We start from the raw sequence: 21077 nt of genomic DNA on the forward strand, positions 1-21077 counted from the left end.
GCCGCGTTCCGACCGGCCCCTGCGAGGTGAAACTCCCCAAAACCGCCCCGCGGGGGCGCTTGGCCTGCTCAACTTTGTTCCAGACACTTCCGCACGACCATTGCGTATCCGCACCACCATTGCGTAGAGGAGGCCGTCGTGAGACGAGTGCGCCCGGGAGCGTCGTCCCGCGCGTCGGCTGAGCGGTCCCTGACCAGCGTCGCCGCCGGGGCGACGTACACCGACACGCAAGCGGCGGGCGAGACGGACGAGAGACAGGAGGGCGAGACGGTGGAGGCGCCCCGTCTGTGGCACGTCACCCTGAGCGTCTCGGGGACCGAAGCCCCCCTGAAGGAGGTCAGGCGAGGCCTCGAACAGCTCGCCCACGACCACCCCTTTCTGCTGACCAGCAGGTATGCACCCGACCACGCGGAGATCCGGTACTGGGAAGAGGCCCGCGACCTGCACGACGCGGCCGCGGTGGCGCTCCGGCTCTGGGGCGAGCACCGGCAGAGCGCGAAGCTCCCGCCGTGGGAGATCGTGGGGCTCGAAGTCATCGACCGCGACACGTACCACCAGCGCATCGCGGAGGGGTACGGTCCGCTGCCGGCGACCCCGGTGGGCGTGCACCCTTTTTGAGCCGTCGTGAGCACGGCGGTCTCGGCTGCTGAAACAGCGGGTGGACCCCGGCCGCTCCGCATTACGCTGCGGGCATGACGTCCCTCTCCCCTTCGTTCTCGGGCCTGCCCTACGACAACCTCTCGCCGGTCGCCCAGGCCGCGTACCGCGCCCGCGGCGCCGCCGCGACGCTCGCGCCACTGCCGAGGTCCGTCAAGGACGACGCGCTCCTGGCGATCGCCGACGCCCTCGAGGTGCGCACCGCCGAGATCATCGAGGCCAACGGCAAGGACACCGCCCGCGCCCGCGAGGCCGGGACCAGCGAGTCCATCGTCGACCGCCTCACCCTCACCCCGGAGCGGGTCCGCGCCATCGCCGCCGACGTGCGCGACGTGGCAGCGCTGCCTGACCCCGTCGGCGAGGTCGTCCGCGGCTCGACCCTGCCCAACGGCATCGACCTGCGCCAGGTCCGCGTCCCGCTCGGTGTCGTCGGCATCATCTACGAAGCCCGTCCGAACGTCACCGTGGACGCCGCCGCCCTCTGCCTGAAGTCCGGCAACGCGGTGCTCCTGCGGGGCTCGTCATCGGCGTACGAATCGAACACGGCGCTCGTCCGGGTCCTTCGCGACGCCGTCCACGGAGCGGGCCTGCCCGCCGACGCCGTCCAGCTCGTGCCCGGCGAGAACCGCGAATCCGTGCGCGAGCTGATGCGCGCCCGCGGCCTCGTCGACGTCCTCATCCCGCGCGGCGGCGCCTCGCTGATCAAGACCGTCGTCGAGGAGTCCACCGTCCCGGTCATCGAGACCGGCACCGGCAACTGCCACGTCTACGTGGACGCCGACGCCGACCTGGACATGGCCGTCGACATCCTCATCAACTCCAAGGCCCAGCGCCCCAGCGTCTGCAACGCCGCCGAGACCCTCCTGGTGCACGCGGACATCGCCGACGCCTTCCTGCCGCGCGCCCTGGACGCCCTGGCCGAGGCCGGGGTCACCGTGCACGCCGACGAGCGGGTCATCACCTACGCCGACGGCTCGAAGGCCACCGTCGTGCCCGCGACCACGGAGGACTGGGAGACCGAGTACCTCTCGTACGACATCGCGGCGGGCATCGTCGACTCCCTGGAGCAGGCCGTCGAGCACATCCGCCTGTGGACCTCCGGGCACACCGAGGCGATCGTCACCACCTCGCAGCAGGCCGCGCGCCGCTTCACCCAGCTGGTGGACTCCACGACGGTCGCCGTGAACGCCTCCACGCGCTTCACGGACGGCGGTCAGTTCGGCTTCGGCGCCGAGATCGGCATCTCCACGCAGAAGCTGCACGCCCGGGGCCCGATGGGGCTGCCCGAGCTGACGTCCACGAAGTACATCGTCACCGGCGACGGCCACATCCGCTGAATTCCCGCTCGGGCCCAATTCTCGTACCGTCTGCCCAGATTGCCCCTTCCGGGTCTACGCTGGAAGGGTGCCGGAGGACGTGGGGGGCACGCCGTCGTTTCCTGACGGCTGGGAGCCCGACGACGACCACGACCGCGGGGGTGCGGACGAAGAGTTCGCCTCCGTGGTCTTCGACGAGGACTTCATCAAGGCCGCCGAGGTCCATGAACCCACCGCGGTGGAGCGGCTGTTGGCCGCCGCCCAGGCGCGCGCCGAGGCCACCGAGGCCGAGAACCGCCGGGCCCGCACCCGGGGTTCGGGCCGCGATTCGCCGGAGGACGACCTCTACGACGAGGGCTTCGGCCCCGACGACGGCGGCGAGTTCGGCCACGACCCGGACCTCGACGACGTGTACGACCGCGAGTTCACCGAGGACGGGTACGGCCGGCAGAGCGGCTATGGGAGCCGCAACCGCTGGCACCGCCCCGTCGCCTGGATGCTCGCCCTCCTGATGGGCATCGGCATGGTCGCGCTCGCCTTCACCGCGGTCTACCGCGGCGCGTCCACGGGCCGCCAGGACCCGTCCCCGCCGCCGGTGTCCACAGAGCCCTCGGCCTCCGCGGAGTACGACCCACCCCCCGTGTCCGCGGCACCCCGCATCCCGTGAGAAGTTGTCAGAACTTGTCGTGTACCAGGGCGTTTACCTGACCGCGCTGAGACCTACCCTGAAGGTATGGGCGGGCCAGGAGAACCACCCGAGGGGACGCCCGAGGGCGCTCCCGCCGGTGGTGAGGACGAGTACCGATCCGTCGTCTTCGACGAGTCGTTCGTCCGCGCCGCACGGCTCCAGGAGTACTCCGCGCAGGAGCGCCTGGACGATCACACGCACGCGGTGCGCCGCCGTCCCGCGCGTCATCGACGCCTGTCCAAACAGGCCGTGATCCTCGTCCTGTTGATCGCCGTCGCCTTCGGCACCGCGATCTACATGGGCGTACGCCATCCGTACCAGACCCCGGCCGCACAGCGCCCCGAGCCGCTGCGGATGACGGTCATACCGCTCGCCCCGCCGGGCCCGGTGCCGGGCGCCGAGAAGCCGGCCGACCTGTTCGCGCACAGCCAGGCCGCGCAGTTCCGGGTGGGCGCCTCGGGCATCAACCTGCCCTCGGCGCGCCGCACTTCGCACTTCTCGGACGGCCAGGTGATGGCCGCGCTGACCACCGCCAAGGACTATCTGGTCGAGTCCTCGCTCGACCCGGACGTCCTCACCGGCGGCGCCGTGCGCTCCGCCCGCATCCTGCTCGACCCGCAGCAGCTCGACCAGTTCGACGAGAGCTTCGCGCACCCGGCGGCCGACGGACGCCACGCGCCCACGGGCTGGCTGGTGCGCTTCGACCCGACGAAGACGGCCCTCGCCACGCCCGGCATCCGGGTCCACGGCACGCTGCACGCCACGGAGACGGACAAGAACACCCTTGAGGTGACCTCGGACCACACCTTCGTCTACGCGCTGCGTCCGGCCGGCAAGGGCGAGCACGCCAAGGCCTCGCTGTTCACCGTCCGCCGCGAGCTGCAGTTCCGCTTCGACCGCGACGACCTGCGGATGCGCCAGGCCGAGCTGCTCGTGTCGTACATGCAGGCAGGCCCGCTCGCCTGCTCCGCCGACGCGGCCAACCAGCTGCGGCCGCTGCTCGCCGGGCAGAAGGCGAAGGCGGGCGGCCCCGCGGGCACCGACCCGTACGCGACGGGTGACGCCACGGCGCTGTGCGGCTCGCTCGCGGCCACCGCCCAGCCTTCGCTCTGAGGTGCTGCCCGGGGGCTGCCCGGGGGTTACTTGTCCTCGGTGGGGCCGCTGCTGTCCTGGCCGCCCTGTCCGCCTTGCCCGGTGAACTTCCCGCGCAGCTTGCCGCCCAGGTCGCCCGCGCCGCCCGCGATGTCGTTGACCAGCTTCATCAGCGGGTCCTTGCTGCTACGCATGTCGTCGGCGTAGCTGGACGCCGACTGGCGGAAGGAGTCCGACACCGAGGTGTCCCTGTCCTCGTCGCGGCGGGGGTAGTGGCCGTCCATGATCCGCTGGTAGTCGCGGGTCTCGGCCCACTTCTTCAGCTCGGCGGCGCGCACGGTGGTGAAGGGGTGCGTGCGCGGCAGCATGTTCAGGATCTTCAGGACGGAGTCGCGCAGGTCGCCCCCGGCCTCGTACTCCTTGGCCTGCTCCAGGAACGCGTCCACGTTCATCTCGTGCAGGTGGTTGCCGCCCGCGATCTTCATCAGGCCACGCATCGACGCCTTGAGGTCCTGGCCCACCAGGAGCCCGGCGCGGTCCGCCGACAGCTCGGACTTGCGGAACCACTCGCGCAGGGCGGTCACGATCGCCATGATCGCCATGTTGCCGAGCGGGATCCAGGCGACCTTGAGCGCGAGGTTCGTGAGGAAGAGCAGTATCGTCCGGTACACCGAGTGGCCGGACAGGGCGTGGCCCACCTCGTGGCCGACGACCGCGCGCATCTCCTCCTCGTCCAGCAGCTCGACGAGCCCCGTGGTCACCACGATGATCGGCTCGTCGAGGCCGATGCACATCGCGTTCGGGTTCGGGTCCATGTTCACGTACATCGGTGGGACCTTCTCCAGGTCCAGGATGTAACAGGCGTCCCGCAGCATGGTGTTGAGGTGCGCGAACTGCGCGTCGGAGACCCGCACGGAGTCGGAGAGGAACAGGAGCCGCAGGCTCCGCTCGGGGAGCAGCCCGCTGAGCGCCTTGAAGACGGTGTCGAAGCCGGTCAGCTTGCGCAGGGCCACCAGGGCCGATCGGTCCGCCGGGTGTTCGTACGCCCGTGACGAGATGCCGGGAAAGCGCCTGCGCTGCCTGCTCGGCACGTTCTCGTGGCCACCGTCCTGCAGGCCGTGGTCGTTGTCGTCGGTCATGCCCCATCCCCCATGCTCGTCCAGTCATGCCCCCGAGGTGGGACCCAGCCTAGGCGGAGATACCGTGACAGGGCAGCACAGCGAATGGAGTCGCCCGTCATGGCCGTCATGGAGCACAGCGCCGCAGCCCACCACTGGGTCACGGAGGCGGCCGCCCTGGCCGCCAAGGAGCAGGGAGCGGGCAATCTGCTCCGCATCGTGCTGATCGTCATGGTCGTCGGCTGCGTGCTCATGGCGTGGTTCCTGCTGCGGGGCTACAAGCAGGGTGCTGACGCGGCGCCGGGGGGCGGGGACGCGGAGCGCGTAGACGGGGACACCGGTCGCGAGGGCGGGGACACCGGTCCCGAGGGCGGGGACGCGGAGCGCGGCGAGGACCGTCCCGGCGGGGGAGACAAGGGCGACCGCGCGGACCACAACGGCTGAGTCGGCGTGAGCTCGGCCGGTGCCCCCGCATACGATGGCCCCGAAGTCTTTGTCCCGCCCACCTCCGGATAGGTCCTGCCGACGATGAGCCTCCACAGCACCGCCTCCCAGCTGGTCACTCTCGCCTCCGAGGGCAAGCACGTCGACGAGCACGCAAGCATCAGTCCTCTGGTCACCGGCGGTGGCGCGTTCGTCGCGCTGATGCTGCTCCTGTGGATCACCACGCGCTTCAACCGGGACCGCTGAGCGGTCTCACGGAACGGACGGCTGAAACAGCGCCCGTCGACCGGGCCGGTAGGGTCTGCACGCATGGGAGAGCAGGACATGCCTACCGGTCCCGGTACCGGCCCGGCCAGCAAGGGCAAGCGCCGCCTCGGAGTCATGGGCGGAACGTTTGACCCGATCCACCACGGACACCTGGTGGCGGCCCAGGAGGTCGCCGCGCAGTTCCACCTCGACGAGGTGGTGTTCGTGCCGACCGGGCAGCCGTGGCAGAAGAGCGACAAGGTGGTGTCCCCGGCCGAGGACCGTTATCTGATGACGGTCATCGCGACGGCCGAGAACCCACAGTTCTCGGTGAGCCGCATCGACATCGACCGCGGCGGACCGACCTACACGACGGACACGCTGCGCGATCTGCGCACGCTCAATCCCGACACGGACCTCTTCTTCATCACGGGCGCCGACGCCCTCGGCCAGATTCTCACCTGGCGCTACACCGAAGAGCTGTTCTCCCTGGCGCACTTCATCGGGGTCACCCGGCCCGGCCATACGCTGGCCGACCCGGGCCTGCCGGAGGGCGGCGTCTCCCTCGTGGAGGTCCCGGCCCTCGCCATCTCGTCCACGGACTGCCGTGAGCGGGTCGCCAAGGGGGATCCCGTCTGGTATCTGGTGCCGGACGGTGTGGTGCGTTATATCGACAAGCGCGAGCTGTACCGCGGCGATTGAGCCGAGAGGGGCACCGGTGAACGACCGACAGTACGACCCGTATGCGGGCGGCGACCCGTATGCGGGCGAGTACGCGGCTGACCAGTACCAGGTCGTCGGGTACGACGAGTACGGCCAGCCGGTGTACCAGCAGGTGCAGCCCTCGGCCTCGTACGACCAGTACGGGGCCCAGGCCCAGCAGCAGTCGCAGCAACAGCAACAACATCAGCAGCAACAGCAGCCGCAGGGCTACGGATACGACCCGTACGCGACGGGGCAGCAGCCTCCTGTCCCGCAGTACGACGCCTCGTACGACGCCTCGTACGACTCCGGTTCCTACGGGACGTACGACCAGCAGCAGGCTCAGCACCAGCACCAGCCCCAGCAGCAGGCCGCCCAGCAGACGCAGACCGGCTGGATCCCGCAGCAGTCGCGGCAGCCGGAGCGAGAGCCTGAGCCGGAACTGGATCTCGAACCCGAGCCCCGGCGCGGTGCGGAGCGCGATCCCGCGTACGAGACCCAGCAGTTCTCCTTCATCGAGGAGCCGGACGAAGAGTCCGAAGACGTCATCGACTGGCTGAAGTTCACCGAGAGCCGCACCGAGCGGCGCGAGGAGGCCAAGCGGCGCGGGCGCTCCCGGGTCGTCGCGCTCGTCGTGGTGCTCGCACTCGTGATCGCGGGCGGCGTCGGCTATCTCTGGTACGCGGGCAAGCTGCCCGGCCTCTCGGACGACGCGTCCGGCGACGCCGCCGCGGCGGCCGGACCGCAGAACCGCGACGTGATCGTCGTCCACCTGCACAACACCAAGGGGGGCGGCACCTCCACGGCGCTCCTGGTGAACAACACCACGACCAAGCGCGGCACCACCGTCCTGCTGCCCAACTCCCTCGCCGTGACCGACGACGACGGCGCGGGGACGACACTCGGCAAGTCGGTCGACGAGGACGGCTCGACCGGCACCCGGGAGTCGATCGACAGCCTGCTCGGCACCCAGGTCGAGGGCACCTGGCGGCTCGACACCCCGTACCTGAACAACCTCGTCGAGCTCGTCGGCAACATCGACGTCGACACGAACGCGAATGTGCCGGACCCCAAGGCCAAGAACGGTCAGGCGCCTCTCGTGAAGAAGGGCGAGCAGCAGACCCTGAGCGGCCCGATGGCCGTCGCGTACGCCACCTACCGCGCGTCCGGCGAGTCCGAGACCGCGCAGCTCGGCCGGTTCGGCCAGGTCATGCAGGGTGTCCTGCGGAAGCTGTCGTCCGACCCGCAGGCCGCGACGACCACCGTCCAGTCGCTCGCCCAGATCCTGGACCCGTCGCTCAAGGAGAAGGACCTCGGCGCCTTCCTCGCCAAGCTCGCCGACCGTGCGAAGGGCGGCGACTACTCCACGGAGCGGCTCCCGGTGCAGCAGGACGGGACGCTCTCGGAGCAGGCCGGCGCGAACGTGGTCAAGGAGGTACTCGGCGGCGCGGTCAAGAGCCCGGAGAAGGGCGCGGCCGTCCGGGTCGGCGTCAAGAACGCCTCCGGGAGCAAGGGAGCGGGCCAGGACGCACGGATCTCGCTGGTCAACGGCGGCTACACCTTCGTCGACAGCGGCGCGGGCTCGACGGCCCAGGCGGCATCGCAGGTCACGTACGCCGAAGCGGACAAGAAGACGCAGGCCACCGAGGTCGCCAAGACCCTCGGCCTGCCGGACAGCGCGGTCCGCAAGGGCAAGACCGCACCTAACGCGGATGTGTCGGTCGTCCTCGGCCAGGACTACCGGGCGGGATGACGGCACGACGGCATTGACGGCACGGACCCCCGGCCGGGAGCCTCCCGGCCGGGGTTTTCGGCGGGGTGACGCAGCAGACACGGTGATCGAACGATGGCCGGGAGTGCTGTCGGCGGTCCGTGAGACCCTTGGTGTGTCTTGACCACCTGAAGGAAAGCTCACTAGTGACCGCCACGGACCGCTCCATCGAGCTCATCAAGGCAGCCGCACAGTCGGCCGCCGACAAGCTCGCGCACGACATCATCGCGTACGACGTCAGTGACGTGCTGTCGATCACCGACGCCTTCCTGCTCGCGTCCGCGCCCAACGACCGCCAGGTCAAGTCGATCGTCGACGAGATCGAGGAGCGGCTCAGCAAGGAGCTCGGCGTCAAGCCGGTGCGCCGTGAGGGCGACCGCGAAGCCCGCTGGGTCCTCCTGGACTACGTGGACATCGTGGTGCACGTCCAGCACAGCGAGGAGCGTGTCTTCTACGCCCTCGAGCGCCTGTGGAAGGACTGCCCCGAGATCGAGCTCCCCGCGGATGCCGTCGCGACTCGTGGCAAGGCCGCCGAGCACGCCGAGCAGCGCGCCGCGGAGGAGGCAGCCGATCTGGACGGTGAGCTTCGGTGACCAACCGCGGCTGCCGGATCATCCTGTGGCGGCACGGCCAGACGTCCTGGAACCTGGAGCGCCGCTTCCAGGGCTCCACGGACATCGAGCTGACCGACACCGGTGTCTCGCAGGCCAGGCGCGCCGCCCGGCTGCTCGCCTCGCTGAAGCCGGACGCCATCGTGGCGTCCGACCTCAAGCGGGCGGCGGCCACCGCGAGTGAGCTCGCCGGTCTCACCGGCCTGGAGGTCACGTACGAGCAGGCACTCCAGGAGACGTACGCCGGTGAGTGGCAGGGCCTGACGCACGACGAGATCATCGCGCGCTTCGGCGACCAGTACTCCGCGTGGAAGCGCGGCGAATCGGTGCGCCGGGGCGGCGGCGAGCTGGAGACCGAGGTCGCCGACCGGGCCGCGCCTGTCGTGCTGCGCCATGCCGAGAAGCTGCCGGAGAACGGCACGCTCGTGGTGGTCAGCCACGGCGGCACGATCCGTACGACCATCGGCCGCCTCCTCGGCCTGGAGTCCCACCACTGGGAGGGCCTCGGCGGGCTCTCCAACTGCTGCTGGTCCGTGCTCGGCCAGGGCGCGCGGGGCTGGCGCCTGCTGGAGCACAACGCCGGCACGCTGCCGGAGCCGGTGCTCGGCGACGACGATTAGCCCTGGACCGGGCGGGTGCGAGAGCCGCTGGTCGGAGGGCCTGAGAGGGCCCGTCACCCGGATTTCACATTCCGGCTCGTCGCAGGCTAAAGTTCTTCTTGTTCGCCCGCCGAGCGGGAAGAACACACGGGGCTATAGCTCAGTTGGTAGAGCGCCTGCATGGCATGCAGGAGGTCAGGAGTTCAATTCTCCTTAGCTCCACAATCAGGATCCCGTCCTCATCAGAGGGCGGGATCCTCTCGTTTCCCCAGCCCCAGCCCGTCCCGCTTCCCCAGCCCCTCCCGCTTCCGCAGACCCTTCCGCTTCCGGGGGCCTGAGCTCACGCAGCACGGCCGACCGCCGGCGGCTCTCGTCGTCGTCCGGTGTGTACGCCACGATCCGGCACTCCGGCATGCCGTTGATGGACAGCGAGACCGACGTCATGCGCAGCTCACCGACCGCCTCGTGCCGGAACGTCTTCACGCGCGGCCCCGGCGGCGCCACGTCGCCGCTCTCCCACAGCGCGGCGAAGTGCGCGCTCGCGGCGGACAGGCGGCGTATGAACCCCTCCCAGGCGGGCTCGCCCACATGCCGTCCGTACGAACTGCGCAGCGTCGCCACCATCACCGGCAGCTCCTCGTCGCGGAAGACCAGCGGGCAGACGGGATCGGGCGCGATGAACAGGGTCCACAGCACGTTCGGGACGCCGAAGGCCTCTATCTGTGGGACGAAGAAGAGGTCGCGATAGGCGGGGTTGGTGGCGAGGATGTCGTACCGCGCGTTGTAGACCACCGCCGGGCGGGGATCGAGGGCGTCGATGATGCCCTGGATCTCCGGGCCGACGGCCTCGGGGGAGGGGGCCGTGCAGTCCGGGGCATACGGCACGTCGGCCAGGTGGTACAGATGCTCGCGCTCCGCCCTGTCGAGACGGAGCGTGCGCGCCACGGCGTCCAGGACCTGGGCCGACGCGTTGATCGGGCGGCCCTGCTCCAGCCACGTGTACCAGGTGACGCCGACTCCGGAGAGCTGGGCGACCTCCTCGCGGCGCAGGCCCGGCGTGCGGCGGCGCAGGCCCGGGGGCATGCCCACGTCGGCGGGTGTCACCCTGGCCCTGCGGCCGCGCAGGAAGGCGGCGAGCTCCGGCCTGCGTCGCTGAGTCGTCGTCCCCATCGTCGTCACGTCCCCCATCGTCGGTCCACGCCCCCGGCCTTGCCAGGTGCTGTCAGTACCAGCATCAGCGGGCTCTCGTTACCCGTACCAACTCGCCGTCAGGCTCGGTGCCATGACAACGACCACCCCGTCCACCGCAGCGGATCCCGCTGGTTCACGTCCCGCATCCAGTAAAGCCCCCGGCACTGACAACCGCCCCGGGCGGCTTCTCGCGGTCGTCATCGCCGCGCAGTTCATGGCGCTGCTCGACGTCTTCATCGTCAATGTCGCCGCGCCCACCATCCGCACCGAACTGGGCGCTTCCGGCGCCGGGTTGCAGCTGGTCATCGCCGGATACACCATCACGTACGCCGTGCTCCTGATCACCGGCGCGCGGCTCGGCGACCGCCTCGGCCACCGTCGCGTCTACCTCATGGGCCTCGCGATCTTCACCGTCGCCTCGCTCGCCTGCGGACTCAGCCAGGGCACGGGCGAGTTGATCGCCTTCCGGCTGCTTCAGGGCGCGGGATCGGCGCTTCTCATCCCGCAGGTGCTCAGCCTGATCCAGCGCAACTTCACCGGCGAGGCGCGGACGAAGGCGCTCGGCGCGTACTCGGCCGTGCTCGCCGTCGGGGCGGCCGCGGGGCAGGTGCTCGGCGGAGTCCTCGTCAGCGCCGATCTGTTCGGCACCGGCTGGCGTCCGGTGTTCCTGGTGAACGTGCCGGTCGGCGTGGTTCTGCTGGTCATGGCACGGCGGGTGCTGCCGCGTGACGCTGCCAGGAGGCCGGGGCAGGGGCGGCGGGAGCGTGGGCTCGACCTGCCGGGGCTCGTGCTGCTCGGCGGGGCCGTGTCGTTGCTCACCGTGCCGCTCGTGCTCGGCCAGCAGGAGGGCTGGCCGCTGTGGTCCTGGCTCTCGATGGGCTCGGCCGTGGTGCTCTTCGCGCTCTTCTGCGCGTACGAGTCCCGGCTCGCCCGCGGCGGCGGGGCGCCGCTGATCGCGCCGCGGGTCCTGCGCATCCCCGGCATGGGCCTCGCGGTCTTCCGGATCACCGCGGTGATGGCGGTCAACGCGGGCTTCCTGTTCGTGCTCACGCTGCACATCCAGGGCGGCCTCGGCTACAGCGCGCTGCGCGCGGGTCTGACGTTCGCGCCGACCGCGGTGGTCTTCGGCGCGGTCGGCCTGACCTGGCGCCACTGGCCTGCGGCGGCCCAACGCGCACTGATTCCCGGTGGATTCGCGCTCACCGCGGTGTCGGCGGTGGCGGTGGGGTTGCTGCTGCGGGACGGCGGTGAGGGCGGACCGTGGCTGTATGCGGCGTTCGTGGGCATCGGCGCCGGTCTCTCCCTCGGGTTCAGCCCGACGCTCACCCGGGCGCTCTCCACGGTGCGGCCCGAGGACGCGGCGGACGCCAGCGGACTGCTCTCGACGGTCGCTCAGCTCGGCCAGCTGATCGGTGTCGCGTGTTATGGCGCACTTTTCCTCAACCGGCTTGAGTCACAAGGGGCTCCGGGGGCGTATTCATCCGCGGACGCGCTCCTGGTGTGTGCGTACGCACTGGCAGCGGCGGCCGCACTGGGCGCCGTGTCCGGACTGGTACGACTGCGTCGCTGACCGGGTCGCTCAGGCCGTGGCAGAATCGGACAGCCGGAAGGGGACCGCACCAGACCACCGATTGTGACCCGACGGGAGGGAGAGCGATGCCTGCGAGCATCCTCGATGGGGCCGACCGCCCCGTCGCAGCGGCCGCGCCGTGTCGCGCTGCCGCTCCCTTCGCGGCGATCGCCCTCCTGACCTGTCCGTCCTGCGGTTCGTCCCATGTCGCCCAAGTGCTCGGCGACAACGGCGGTGTCTCGTACGTGTGCACGGCCTGCGGCCGCAGCTGGAGCTGATTGATGGGTGCACACAGGCGGAAGTGCGACTGGTGCGGCAGTGGTACGCCGATCGTCCGCGACATGGAACCGGTCAACCCGGACTATCAGTACTGGTGCGAGGAGTGCGCGCGGGCGCTGATCATAAAGGGCGACCCCATCGAGACGTACCGCGAGCTCGAAGGGGAGCCGATCTATGGCCGGCTGCTCGACGAACACTGCACGCTCAAGCGCTTCTATTCCTTCGCCACGGCCTGATCCACCAGCGGGTCCGACGTCCGATTTTGTCCGGCTCCTTGCAGCAGGAACGCGAAAGCGGTCCCTACGTAGAGGGCGGACAACGTCATCTCGCCATAATTCTGGCCGAGTTCAAGCCGTCCCACGCCGTGCGGAACCCACCACAGGGCGTACGAACAGAAGACGAGGACCACTGCGCCGGTAGCCGCCCACCGGGCCCGGCCGCCCCGGCGCGGCGCGTCCGTCCACACGAGCAGCGCCATCGGCACGCACCACACCCAGTGGTGCGACCACGACACCGGGCTGACCAGGAGCGCCGTCGCCGCGCAGGACACCGCCGCGCGGGCCCGCTCCCCGCGCAGCGCGGCGCGCACCGCGACCGCGAGACCGAGCGCGCCGACCGCCGCCGCGGCCAGTGCCCACCAGATGCCGGGCTCCTCGGTGTGCAGGAGCCGCGCGAGGACCCCGCGCAGCGACTGGTTCGCGGTGTCCTCGGCGAGCCCGACCCGGCCCGCCTCGAAGACCATGCGGGTCCAGAAGCGCCGGGAGTCGTAGGGCAGCACGGCGGCCGCGAGCAGTGTCGCGCCGGCGAACGAGACGGCCGCCACGCACGCGTGCCGCGTCGGCGCGCGCCAGGGCCCGCGCCGTACGGCCTCGGCGGCGCCGGTGAGCAGCAGGAACACCGCGAAGAGCGCGGGCGTGAGCTTGATCGCCGCCGCGACGCCGATGCCCAGGCCCGCCCAGCGGTGGCCGGGCCGCCGTGACAGGTCCCACAGGACCAGGACGGCGAGCAGCAGATTGATCTGGCCGTACCGAAGCGTCGTCCACACCGGCTCGGCCCAGACCGCGAGGGCCGAGACCCACAGGGCGGTCTCCACGCGCGCGTGGCCGACGCCCCGGGCGGTCGGTACGGGCCCGACGAGGCGGAGGGCGAGGTGCGTGAAGGCCACCAGGAGGAGCAGGTTCCCCAGCGTCGCCAGCGTGCGCATGTCCGCCGTGTCCAGGAGCGTCAGCGGCGTGAACAGCAGGGCGGCGAACGGCGGGTAGGTGGTGGGCAGATGGGCCTCGGTGGTGCGCAGCGCGTAGAGGTCGCCGCCCGCGCGCACGGTCTCGCCCTCGGCGCGGTAGACCATCAGGTCGATCATCGAGACGTCCGCGGCGCGCTGCGCGAGCCAGAAGGCCGTGAAGGAGAGCAGGCACGCCCCGGCGGCGAGGGGCACGCGGCGGCGGGCGCCGACAAGCGCGATCACGGTCACGAAGGCTGACAGTACCGGCCGTATCCGTACAGACCGGAAACGATTTGGTGGAGCACGGGGAGGAGCGTGTAATGTTGGCGGAGCCGCCGGCGGAACCGGGCGGACAGGCAAGGGGCTATAGCTCAGTTGGTAGAGCGCCTGCATGGCATGCAGGAGGTCAGGAGTTCAATTCTCCTTAGCTCCACAGAAGATGAGAGCGGGCCACTCGGATCGGGTGGCCCGCTTTCGTGTGTCTCCTAGTCGGTCGGTCGGCGGGTCATGACCGTCCGCTGCCGAGCGCCCTGCGGCCCCGGCCGCGGCCCGGCGGGAGCGCGAGCGGCAGCGCCGTGCGCGGTGAGGGTGCGGACGGGTCCTCCTCGATGCGCAGCGCGAGCGCGGGGCAGCGGCGTACGGCACGTGTGGCGCGCGCTTCGGAGTACCGCGGTACGGACGCCTCCGCGACGCCGGGGAAGCCGTCGGGGCCCAGCTGGATCAGCTCGGGGATGATGTCCGCGCACAGCCCGTGGCCCTGGCAGAGCGTCCAGTCGACGGCAAGCCTGCGGCCACTGGGGGCCTCGGCCTGCGAGACCTCCTGCTGGAGCGGCAGGACGCCCTCCACGGGGCGGCCGCAGCCGCCGCCCAGGACGTGCGCGGCGAGGTCGTCCGTGAACGCCGTGATCGTGGACTCGATGAAGGCCGCCGTGCCGTCGGGGTGCTTGCAGGCGCCGCGCCGCTTCACGGCCCGTGTCACCTCGCGCAGCGCCTCCAGGGCTGTGGGGCCACCGCCGTCCAGGACGTCGGCGAGACCGCGGGCCGCCGCCGGAAGGCCCAGATAGCAGGGGCCGCACTGTCCCGCGCTCTCGGAGGCCAGCCAGTTCGCCACGTGCAGCGCCTCCCCCAGCGGGCAGGTGCCGGGGCCGATCGGCAGGATCGCGCCCGCGCCGAGCGCGCCGCCGCAGGCCTCCAGGGAGGCGCGTGAGACGACCGCGTCATGAGCGGTGATCGCGTCGAGCCACTTGCCGTGATAGCCGCCTGTCAGGACGCCCTGGGGGAGCGGCGGCGCACCGGCCAGCTGCAGGACGTACCGCAGGGGCACTCCGGTGGGGACCTCGACCACCATGGGCCGGGCGACGGCTCCGGAGACGGTGAGCAGCACCGTGCCGGGCTCCTCCCGCAGGCCGGTGCGGCAGTAGCGGTCGGCGCCGATCCGGGCGGCGACCGCGAGCTGGGCGAAGGTCTCCGCGTTGGACAGCAGCGTGGGCGCTCCGCCCACTCCGGAGTCGGACGTGCGCACCTTGCGGCCCGGCGGCATCGGAGGGCCGCCGTCCGCCGAGCGCACCAGGGCCGATGACTCGCCGGTCACCATGCGCACCGGATTGCGCTGCACGCGCGCGCGGATGCTCGATCCGCGCCGGTTGGTCAGGCCGCGCTCGGCGAGCGCCGCGAGCATCGAGGACTCGGTGGAGTCCCGGGTCACGCCCACGACGAGGGTGCGGGCCCCCAGGGCCTCGGCGGCAAGGAGAGCGCCGTCGAGAATGAGGTGCGGTGCGCGGTTGATCAGGACGGTGTCCTTGCGGCAGGCGGGTTCGTCCTCGCTGCCGTTGACGACGACCACGGGGCGCACACCCCGGCGTATCGCCGCGTCGGCGACCGCGCGCAGCTTCTTGGCGAAGGGGAAGCCCGCGCCGCCCCTGCCGCGCAGCGAGATGGCCTCGGAGAGGCCGGCGAGGGACTCGCCCGCGATGGGTTCGAGCGGGCCGTGCACCTTCAGGTGCATCGCCAGGTCCAGGCGCTCGACCAGGTCGAAGCCCGAGGTCAGGAGCGGAAGCCCGACGACGCGGACTTCGGGGACGTCGGGCAGCGACGCGTTCACTTGTTGCCTCCGGTGGCGGCGTTCCAGGGCTCGCCCGAGCTCGGCGCCTGGAAGGTGTTGGGCAGCGGTTCGGTGGCGGGGCCGCTGTCGTACGGGGCTTGGTACGGCGCCTCGTACGGAGGGTCGTGGGCCGCGTCGTACGGGGGGTCGTACGGCGGCGGGTCGTACGCGGTGTCGTGGGAGCGGTAGGAGGTGTCCTCGAAGCCGTACGCCGTGGAGTGGGTGTCGTACGGCGGGTCGTACGGGATGTGCGGGGCCTCGGCCGGGGGAGGCGGGGACGGGGCCGGCCAGCGGGGCGGCGGGGGGTCGGTGCTCGGCACGACCTCCGTGGGCTGGTTGGTGGAGGCGAGGACGCGGTAGGCCGCGGCGATGCCCACCACCGGGGGCGGGTCGGAGGCGGCTTCGGGGGCGCGGCCAGGAGCGGCGGCCGTGCCGGGGAGCGGGGACTCGGCGGTGTCCCGGCGGACGGGCTCCCGGTTGCGGGCCCTGCCCTCCGGTTCGAGCAGGGCCAGGATCCGGGCGGCCGCCTTCCGCTTGATCGGGAGCGGGGCCGCGCGCAACGCGACCGCACCCGCGACGGCGACCAGGCAGAGGCAGTACAGGGCGATCACCCATGGCTTGGGCTCGCGTCCCGCGTACAGGCCGTGGATCAGGGCCGAACACCAGGCGGGGTAGGCGAGCATGTGCAGCGCGCGCCAGCGCGACGCGACCTGGACCGGGGACGCGAAGGCGCTGCGCAGGGCCCCGGTGACGCCTGTGACCACCATGAGGAGCCCGGCGAGCGAGCCGAGGCCGATGAGCCCGTCGCTGCCGGAGAAGCCGAGCCCGAAGGGGATCAGGGCCCCGACCGGCGACACGTGGTCGAGCGCGAGTTTGACGCTGACGTGCAGCAGAAGGAAGCCGATGGACGCGACGGCTGTGGCCCGGTGCACGGCCTGGGCGAGCAGTCGCTGGCGGGAGTGCAGGAAGAGCCGGTCCGAAGCGACCAGGCCCCAGACGACGGCGGCGGTCAGGGAGACCAGGGACAGGACGCCGGTGGTGAAGTCGAGGGCGGCGCGGAACGCGTCGCTCCCGAGGACGACGAGCAGGGGTATCAGCAGCAGCGCGGCGGTTGTCAGGACTCCGCGCGTGGTTCTGCTCGGTTCGGGGAAGGCTGCGAACGAACGGCTCTGGCGGTTGGCGCGGTTGGTGCGGCTCTTGCGATGCGGATTCAGAGGGTTCATGGGGGCGACTCCGAAATGGCTCGATCGCCGCATGCTAAGTGGCCGCATACCAGTGAGTACGAGGTTTGAGTTATTGCGTTGTTATCTAAACGCGATGCGATCTTGGTGTTGCCCCGATAGCGGTCGGTACGCGGAGTAACCCTTGGCCAAAGGTCGGGTTCCGAGCCTCCGGCGGAGCGCGGAGCGGCACGGGGCGGCGCGGTGGAACCTCGTCGCGAGCCGCATGAGCGCTGCGGTACCCTGACGCCATGCGTGCCGTACGCCTTCTGCTTAGCGGGCCGCGCTGATCAGTCCCGACCGCCGGAAAATCGCGGTCGGCATCGGCGCGGCGTCCCCTCCTGTGTGAGGGGATTTTTCATTTGGCCGGGACGGTCATTTCCGCAGGCAGAGACGATCGATGGAGCTTTGAGGATCATGAGCGAGACGAATTCTGCTGCCGCCTCCGAGGTGGCCGCACCGCACCGCTACACGGCCGCCCTGGCCGCCGACATCGAGGCACGCTGGCAGGACTTCTGGGACGCGAACGGCACGTACGAGGCGCCGAACCCGAGCGGTGACCTGGCCGCGGACGGGGAGGCGCAGGCCGCGCTGGTCGCCAAGCCCAAGCAGTTCATCATGGACATGTTCCCGTACCCCTCCGGCGCGGGCCTGCACGTCGGCCACCCCCTGGGGTACATCGCCACGGACGTCTACGCGCGCTTCCAGCGCATGACGGGCCACAACGTCCTGCACACCCTGGGCTTCGACGCCTTCGGCCTGCCCGCCGAGCAGTACGCCGTACAGACGGGCACGCACCCCCGGGTCTCCACCGAGGCCAACATCGAGAACATGAAGTCGCAGCTGCGCGGTCTGGGCCTGGGCCACGACAAGCGCCGCTCCTTCGCGACGATCGACCCGGACTACTACAAGTGGACCCAGTGGATCTTCGTCCAGATCTTCAACTCCTGGTACGACGAGGACGCGCAGAAGGCGCGTCCGATCGCCGCCCTGGTCGCCCAGTTCGAGAGCGGTGAGCGTGCCGTACCGAACTCCACGCGCGCGTGGCACCAGCTGACCACCCAGGAGCGCGCCGACCTGCTGAGCGAGTACCGCCTGGCGTACGCCTCCGACGCCCCCGTCAACTGGTGTCCCGGCCTGGGCACCGTCCTGGCGAACGAGGAGGTCACGGCCGACGGCCGCTCCGAGCGCGGCAACTTCCCCGTCTTCAAGGCCAAGCTGCGCCAGTGGAACATGCGCATCACGGCGTACGCGGACCGCCTGCTGGACGACCTGGACGGCCTGGACTGGCCCGAGGCCATCAAGCTGCAGCAGCGCAACTGGATCGGCCGCTCCGAAGGCGCCCGCGTCGACTTCCCGGTCGGCTCCGGCGACGAGGCCATCACCGTCTTCACCACCCGTCAGGACACCCTGTTCGGCGCGACCTACATGGTCCTGGCGCCCGAGCACGAGCTGGTCGACAAGATGACCCCGGCCGCCTGGCCCGAGGGCACCCACGACGTGTGGACCGGCGGGCACGCGACGCCGGCCGAGGCCGTCGCCAAGTACCGCGCGTTCGCCGCCTCCAAGTCCGACGTGGAGCGCCAGGCCGACGCCAAGGAGAAGACCGGTGTCTTCACCGGTGTCTACGCCACCAACCCGGTCAGCGGCGAGCAGGTCCCGGTCTTCATCGCCGACTACGTACTGATGGGCTACGGCACCGGCGCGATCATGGCCGTCCCGGCGCACGACAGCCGTGACTTCGCCTTCGCGCGCGCCTTCGAGCTGCCCATGCGGTGCGTGGTCGAGCCCTCCGACGACCGCGGGACCGACGCCTCCACGTGGGACGACGCGTTCGGTTCGTACGACGCGAAGCTGGTCAACTCCTCCGGAGAGGGCATCTCCCTGGACGGCCTGGGCGTCGTCGACGCCAAGGCGCGCATCACGGAGTGGATGGCCCGCAAGGGCATCGGCGAGGGCACCGTCAACTTCCGCCTGCGCGACTGGCTGTTCAGCCGCCAGCGCTACTGGGGCGAGCCCTTCCCGATCGTCTACGACGAGGACGGCATCGCCCACTCGCTGCCCGAGTCGATGCTGCCCCTGGAGCTGCCGGAGGTCGACGACTACTCCCCGCGCACCTTCGACCCGGACGACGCGGACACCTCTCCGGAGACGCCGCTGTCCCGCAACGAGGACTGGGTCAACGTCACCCTGGACCTGGGCGACGGACCCAAGAAGTACCGCCGCGAGACCAACACCATGCCCAACTGGGCCGGTTCCTGCTGGTACGAGCTGCGCTACCTGGACCCGCACAACGACCAGAAGCTGGTCGACCCGGCCGTCGAGCAGTACTGGATGGGTCCGCGCGAGGGTCAGCCGACGGGCGGCGTCGACCTGTACGTGGGCGGCGCCGAGCACGCGGTGCTGCACCTGCTGTACGCCCGCTTCTGGTCGAAGATGCTGTTCGACCTGGGGCACATCTCGTCCGCCGAGCCGTTCCACAAGCTGTTCAACCAGGGCATGATCCAGGCCTACGTGTACCGCGACAGCCGTGGCTTCCCGGTGCAGGCCACCGAGGTCGAGGAGCGCGACGGCCAGTACTTCTTCGAGGGCGAGCCGGTCAAGCGCGAGCTGGGCAAGATGGGCAAGTCCCTGAAGAACGCGGTCACTCCGGACGAGATCTGCGAGGAGTACGGCGCGGACACCCTGCGCCTGTACGAGATGGCGATGGGCCCGCTGGACGTCTCGCGCCCGTGGGACACGCGCGCGGTCGTCGGCCAGTACCGCCTGCTGCAGCGCATGTGGCGTCTGATCGTCGACGAGTCGACGGGTGAGGTCACGGTCGCTGACGTCGCGGAGTCCGACATTGCCGAGGGCACGCTGCGCGCCCTGCACAAGGCGATCGACGGCGTGCGCCAGGACCTGGACGGCATGCGGTTCAACACCGCCATCGCCAAGATCACCGAGCTGAACAACTACCTGACCAAGGAGGGCGGCACACTGCCGCGCTCGGTCGCCGAGCGCCTGGTGCTGCTGATCGCTCCGCTGGCCCCGCACGTCGGCGAGGAGCTGTGGCGCAAGCTGGGCCACGGCGACTCGGTCGTCCACCAGGACTTCCCCGTGGCCGACCCGGCGTACGTGGTGGACGAGACCGTGACCTGCGTCGTGCAGATCAAGGGCAAGGTCAGGGCGCGCCTGGAGGTCTCCCCGTCGATCTCGGACGAGGAGCTGGAGAAGGTGGCCCTGGGTGACGAGAGGGTGCTGGCCGCGCTGGACGGTGCCGGGATCCGCAAGGTCATCGTGCGGGCGCCGAAGCTGGTGAACATCGTCCCGGCCTGACCGCGAAAGAGTCGCGCGAGGGGGCATGAGGGTAGTCCCCTACGGGCAGGTTGGGGGTTCCGCTGGAACCCTCCGCCTGCCCTTTGCGTTTACCGTTGAAGAGTCGGTGCGGAACCCGCCGCAGGACCTGAGGGGAGCGTCATGGAAGCCGTGGGCGTGATCGTGGCGCTGCTCGTGTTGCTGTTCGTGATCTTTGGTGCGTACATGACGGTGAAGGCGATCGGTGCCGCCAAGCGCGGCGTGGACCGCACGATCTCGCAGGCACGCCGGTCGGTCGAGGACACGACGCTGCGCGCGAGGAGCTTCGCGCAGGTGGGCACGGCCGCCGAACTGGCCCAGCTGCGCATCAGGTTGCGCACGTCGATGCGGGCCACCCAGGACGCCCTCCAGGCGGGCGTGGCCGAGGACGCCTCCCTGAAGGAGTCCCTGGGGCTCTTCGAGCGGCTCAGCGCACACGGCCACGAGCTGGACGACGAGCTGCGGCGCCTCGAGCGGGACCCGGACAAGGCGGCCCTCGCCCAGCGGCTCCCCGCGCTGCGGGAGCGGACGGAGCAGATCACCAAGTCGGCGGACTCGCTGCGGTGGTCCGCGCGCGACCGCGCCCACCGGTTCGCGGACGACGACCTGGACTCGCTGAGCACGCAGATCGACCTGGAGGCGGGCGCGCTGCGGCACTGGACGAAGGAGCCTGCGCCCACGCAGACACCCGCCGCGTGGCCCGAGCCCGAGCCGGCGGCGGACGCGGGCAAGGGTGCGGAACAGACGTGGACAGAGCCGTCCGAGCAGCCGGGGAGGCCGGAGCGGCCGAAGCCGTCCGCGTCGGCGGACGAGCCGGAGCGGCCCGCCATCACGCCGCCGACGCCGCGGCCCTCGTACCCCTGGGAGAAGCAGGCCAGGCCCGAGAGCACGACGTGAGCGGGCGGGTGACCTGG

Annotated in this window: 20 protein-coding genes and 2 tRNA genes; 17 read left to right on the top strand and 5 right to left on the bottom strand. The window is 70.9% G+C overall.

From position 1 onward, the window contains the following. Positions 1–138 precede the first annotated feature (138 nt). The 4 genes from M4V62_RS27835 (at position 139) to M4V62_RS27850 (ending at position 3774) form a co-directional block, all read left to right on the top strand. Complete coding sequence (locus M4V62_RS27835; RefSeq protein ID WP_249589945.1) at positions 139–618, top strand: hypothetical protein; 480 nt, start codon at positions 139–141, stop codon at positions 616–618. Between the two features lie 74 nt (positions 619–692). Next, the gene (locus tag M4V62_RS27840; RefSeq protein WP_249589946.1) at positions 693–1994 is read left to right on the top strand and encodes a glutamate-5-semialdehyde dehydrogenase; all 1302 of its coding nucleotides are present in this window, start codon (positions 693–695) and stop codon (positions 1992–1994) included. A 67-nt stretch (positions 1995–2061) separates the two neighbouring features. Further along, positions 2062–2640 carry an SCO2584 family spore wall biosynthesis protein gene (locus tag M4V62_RS27845; RefSeq protein WP_249589947.1) on the top strand — a complete coding sequence of 193 codons (579 nt, stop codon included), beginning with the start codon at positions 2062–2064 and terminating at the stop codon, positions 2638–2640. Positions 2641–2706: 66 nt separating this feature from the next. Further along, positions 2707–3774, top strand: coding sequence for an SCO2583 family membrane protein (locus tag M4V62_RS27850; protein ID WP_249589948.1), 1068 nt, complete (start codon positions 2707–2709; stop codon positions 3772–3774). A 26-nt stretch (positions 3775–3800) separates the two neighbouring features. Here the strand turns inward: M4V62_RS27850 and M4V62_RS27855 are convergent, their stop codons facing one another. Beyond that, the gene (locus tag M4V62_RS27855) at positions 3801–4868 is read right to left on the bottom strand and encodes a M48 family metallopeptidase (RefSeq protein ID WP_249593026.1); all 1068 of its coding nucleotides are present in this window, start codon (positions 4866–4868) and stop codon (positions 3801–3803) included. A 123-nt stretch (positions 4869–4991) separates the two neighbouring features. Here M4V62_RS27855 and M4V62_RS27860 point away from each other — a divergent pair, with 123 nt between their 5' ends. From M4V62_RS27860 to M4V62_RS27890, 7 genes are all read left to right on the top strand, one after another. After that, positions 4992–5315: a hypothetical protein gene (locus M4V62_RS27860; protein WP_249593236.1), complete on the top strand. Its 324-nt coding sequence runs from the start codon at positions 4992–4994 to the stop codon at positions 5313–5315. An 84-nt stretch (positions 5316–5399) separates the two neighbouring features. Beyond that, the gene (locus tag M4V62_RS27865) at positions 5400–5561 is read left to right on the top strand and encodes a hypothetical protein (protein ID WP_202121161.1); all 162 of its coding nucleotides are present in this window, start codon (positions 5400–5402) and stop codon (positions 5559–5561) included. Between the two features lie 63 nt (positions 5562–5624). After that, positions 5625–6263: a nicotinate-nucleotide adenylyltransferase gene (gene nadD / locus M4V62_RS27870; protein WP_249589949.1), complete on the top strand. Its 639-nt coding sequence runs from the start codon at positions 5625–5627 to the stop codon at positions 6261–6263. A 16-nt stretch (positions 6264–6279) separates the two neighbouring features. Beyond that, positions 6280–8016, top strand: coding sequence for a LytR C-terminal domain-containing protein (locus M4V62_RS27875; RefSeq protein ID WP_249589950.1), 1737 nt, complete (start codon positions 6280–6282; stop codon positions 8014–8016). 164 nt (positions 8017–8180) lie between these two features. After that, positions 8181–8627 (top strand): ribosome silencing factor, encoded by a 447-nt coding sequence (rsfS, locus tag M4V62_RS27880; protein ID WP_249589951.1) that lies wholly within the window; start codon positions 8181–8183, stop codon positions 8625–8627. Next, positions 8624–9265, top strand: coding sequence for a histidine phosphatase family protein (locus tag M4V62_RS27885; protein ID WP_249589952.1), 642 nt, complete (start codon positions 8624–8626; stop codon positions 9263–9265). Before rsfS ends, M4V62_RS27885 begins: the two co-directional genes overlap by 4 nt. Before the next feature lie 128 nt (positions 9266–9393). Further along, positions 9394–9466, top strand: a tRNA-Ala gene (locus M4V62_RS27890). Positions 9467–9469: 3 nt separating this feature from the next. On the opposite strand, the gene M4V62_RS27895 is transcribed toward M4V62_RS27890, so the two are convergent. Further along, a complete protein-coding gene (locus tag M4V62_RS27895) occupies positions 9470–10432 on the bottom strand; it encodes a helix-turn-helix transcriptional regulator (protein ID WP_425575215.1) in 963 nt (320 codons plus the stop codon). Between the two features lie 94 nt (positions 10433–10526). Here M4V62_RS27895 and M4V62_RS27900 point away from each other — a divergent pair, with 94 nt between their 5' ends. From M4V62_RS27900 to M4V62_RS27910, 3 genes are all read left to right on the top strand, one after another. Further along, positions 10527–12005, top strand: a complete 1479-nt coding sequence (locus M4V62_RS27900; RefSeq protein ID WP_249589953.1) for an MFS transporter — start codon at positions 10527–10529, stop codon at positions 12003–12005. Positions 12006–12091: 86 nt separating this feature from the next. After that, positions 12092–12283: a hypothetical protein gene (locus M4V62_RS27905; RefSeq protein ID WP_249589954.1), complete on the top strand. Its 192-nt coding sequence runs from the start codon at positions 12092–12094 to the stop codon at positions 12281–12283. Between the two features lie 3 nt (positions 12284–12286). Then, a complete protein-coding gene (locus M4V62_RS27910) occupies positions 12287–12520 on the top strand; it encodes a hypothetical protein (protein WP_016643127.1) in 234 nt (77 codons plus the stop codon). On the opposite strand, the gene M4V62_RS27915 is transcribed toward M4V62_RS27910, so the two are convergent. After that, positions 12499–13755 carry a glycosyltransferase 87 family protein gene (locus M4V62_RS27915; protein ID WP_249589955.1) on the bottom strand — a complete coding sequence of 419 codons (1257 nt, stop codon included), beginning with the start codon at positions 13753–13755 and terminating at the stop codon, positions 12499–12501. The genes M4V62_RS27910 and M4V62_RS27915 overlap by 22 nt on opposite strands. 111 nt (positions 13756–13866) lie before the next feature. Here M4V62_RS27915 and M4V62_RS27920 point away from each other — a divergent pair. Continuing rightward, positions 13867–13939, top strand: a tRNA-Ala gene (locus M4V62_RS27920). A gap of 72 nt (positions 13940–14011) precedes the next feature. Here the strand turns inward: M4V62_RS27920 and M4V62_RS27925 are convergent. Together M4V62_RS27925 and M4V62_RS27930 are read right to left on the bottom strand one after the other, a co-directional pair. Next, on the bottom strand, positions 14012–15607 hold the full coding sequence (locus M4V62_RS27925) for an NADH-quinone oxidoreductase subunit NuoF family protein (RefSeq protein ID WP_249589956.1): 1596 nt from the start codon (positions 15605–15607) through the stop codon (positions 14012–14014). Beyond that, positions 15604–16830, bottom strand: a complete 1227-nt coding sequence (locus tag M4V62_RS27930) for a ferric reductase-like transmembrane domain-containing protein (protein WP_249589957.1) — start codon at positions 16828–16830, stop codon at positions 15604–15606. The genes M4V62_RS27925 and M4V62_RS27930 overlap by 4 nt, the downstream gene beginning before the upstream one ends. Positions 16831–17244: 414 nt before the next feature. On the opposite strand from M4V62_RS27930, the gene leuS reads away from it, so the two are divergent. Both leuS and M4V62_RS27940 read left to right on the top strand, forming a co-directional pair. Beyond that, positions 17245–20145 carry a leucine--tRNA ligase gene (gene leuS / locus M4V62_RS27935; protein WP_249589958.1) on the top strand — a complete coding sequence of 967 codons (2901 nt, stop codon included), beginning with the start codon at positions 17245–17247 and terminating at the stop codon, positions 20143–20145. Between the two features lie 141 nt (positions 20146–20286). Beyond that, positions 20287–21060, top strand: a complete 774-nt coding sequence (locus M4V62_RS27940; RefSeq protein WP_249589959.1) for a hypothetical protein — start codon at positions 20287–20289, stop codon at positions 21058–21060. Positions 21061–21077: the final 17 nt, after the last annotated feature.

The sequence above is a fragment of the Streptomyces durmitorensis genome, assembly GCF_023498005.1.
GTDB classification, from domain to species: Bacteria; Actinomycetota; Actinomycetes; order Streptomycetales; family Streptomycetaceae; genus Streptomyces; species Streptomyces durmitorensis.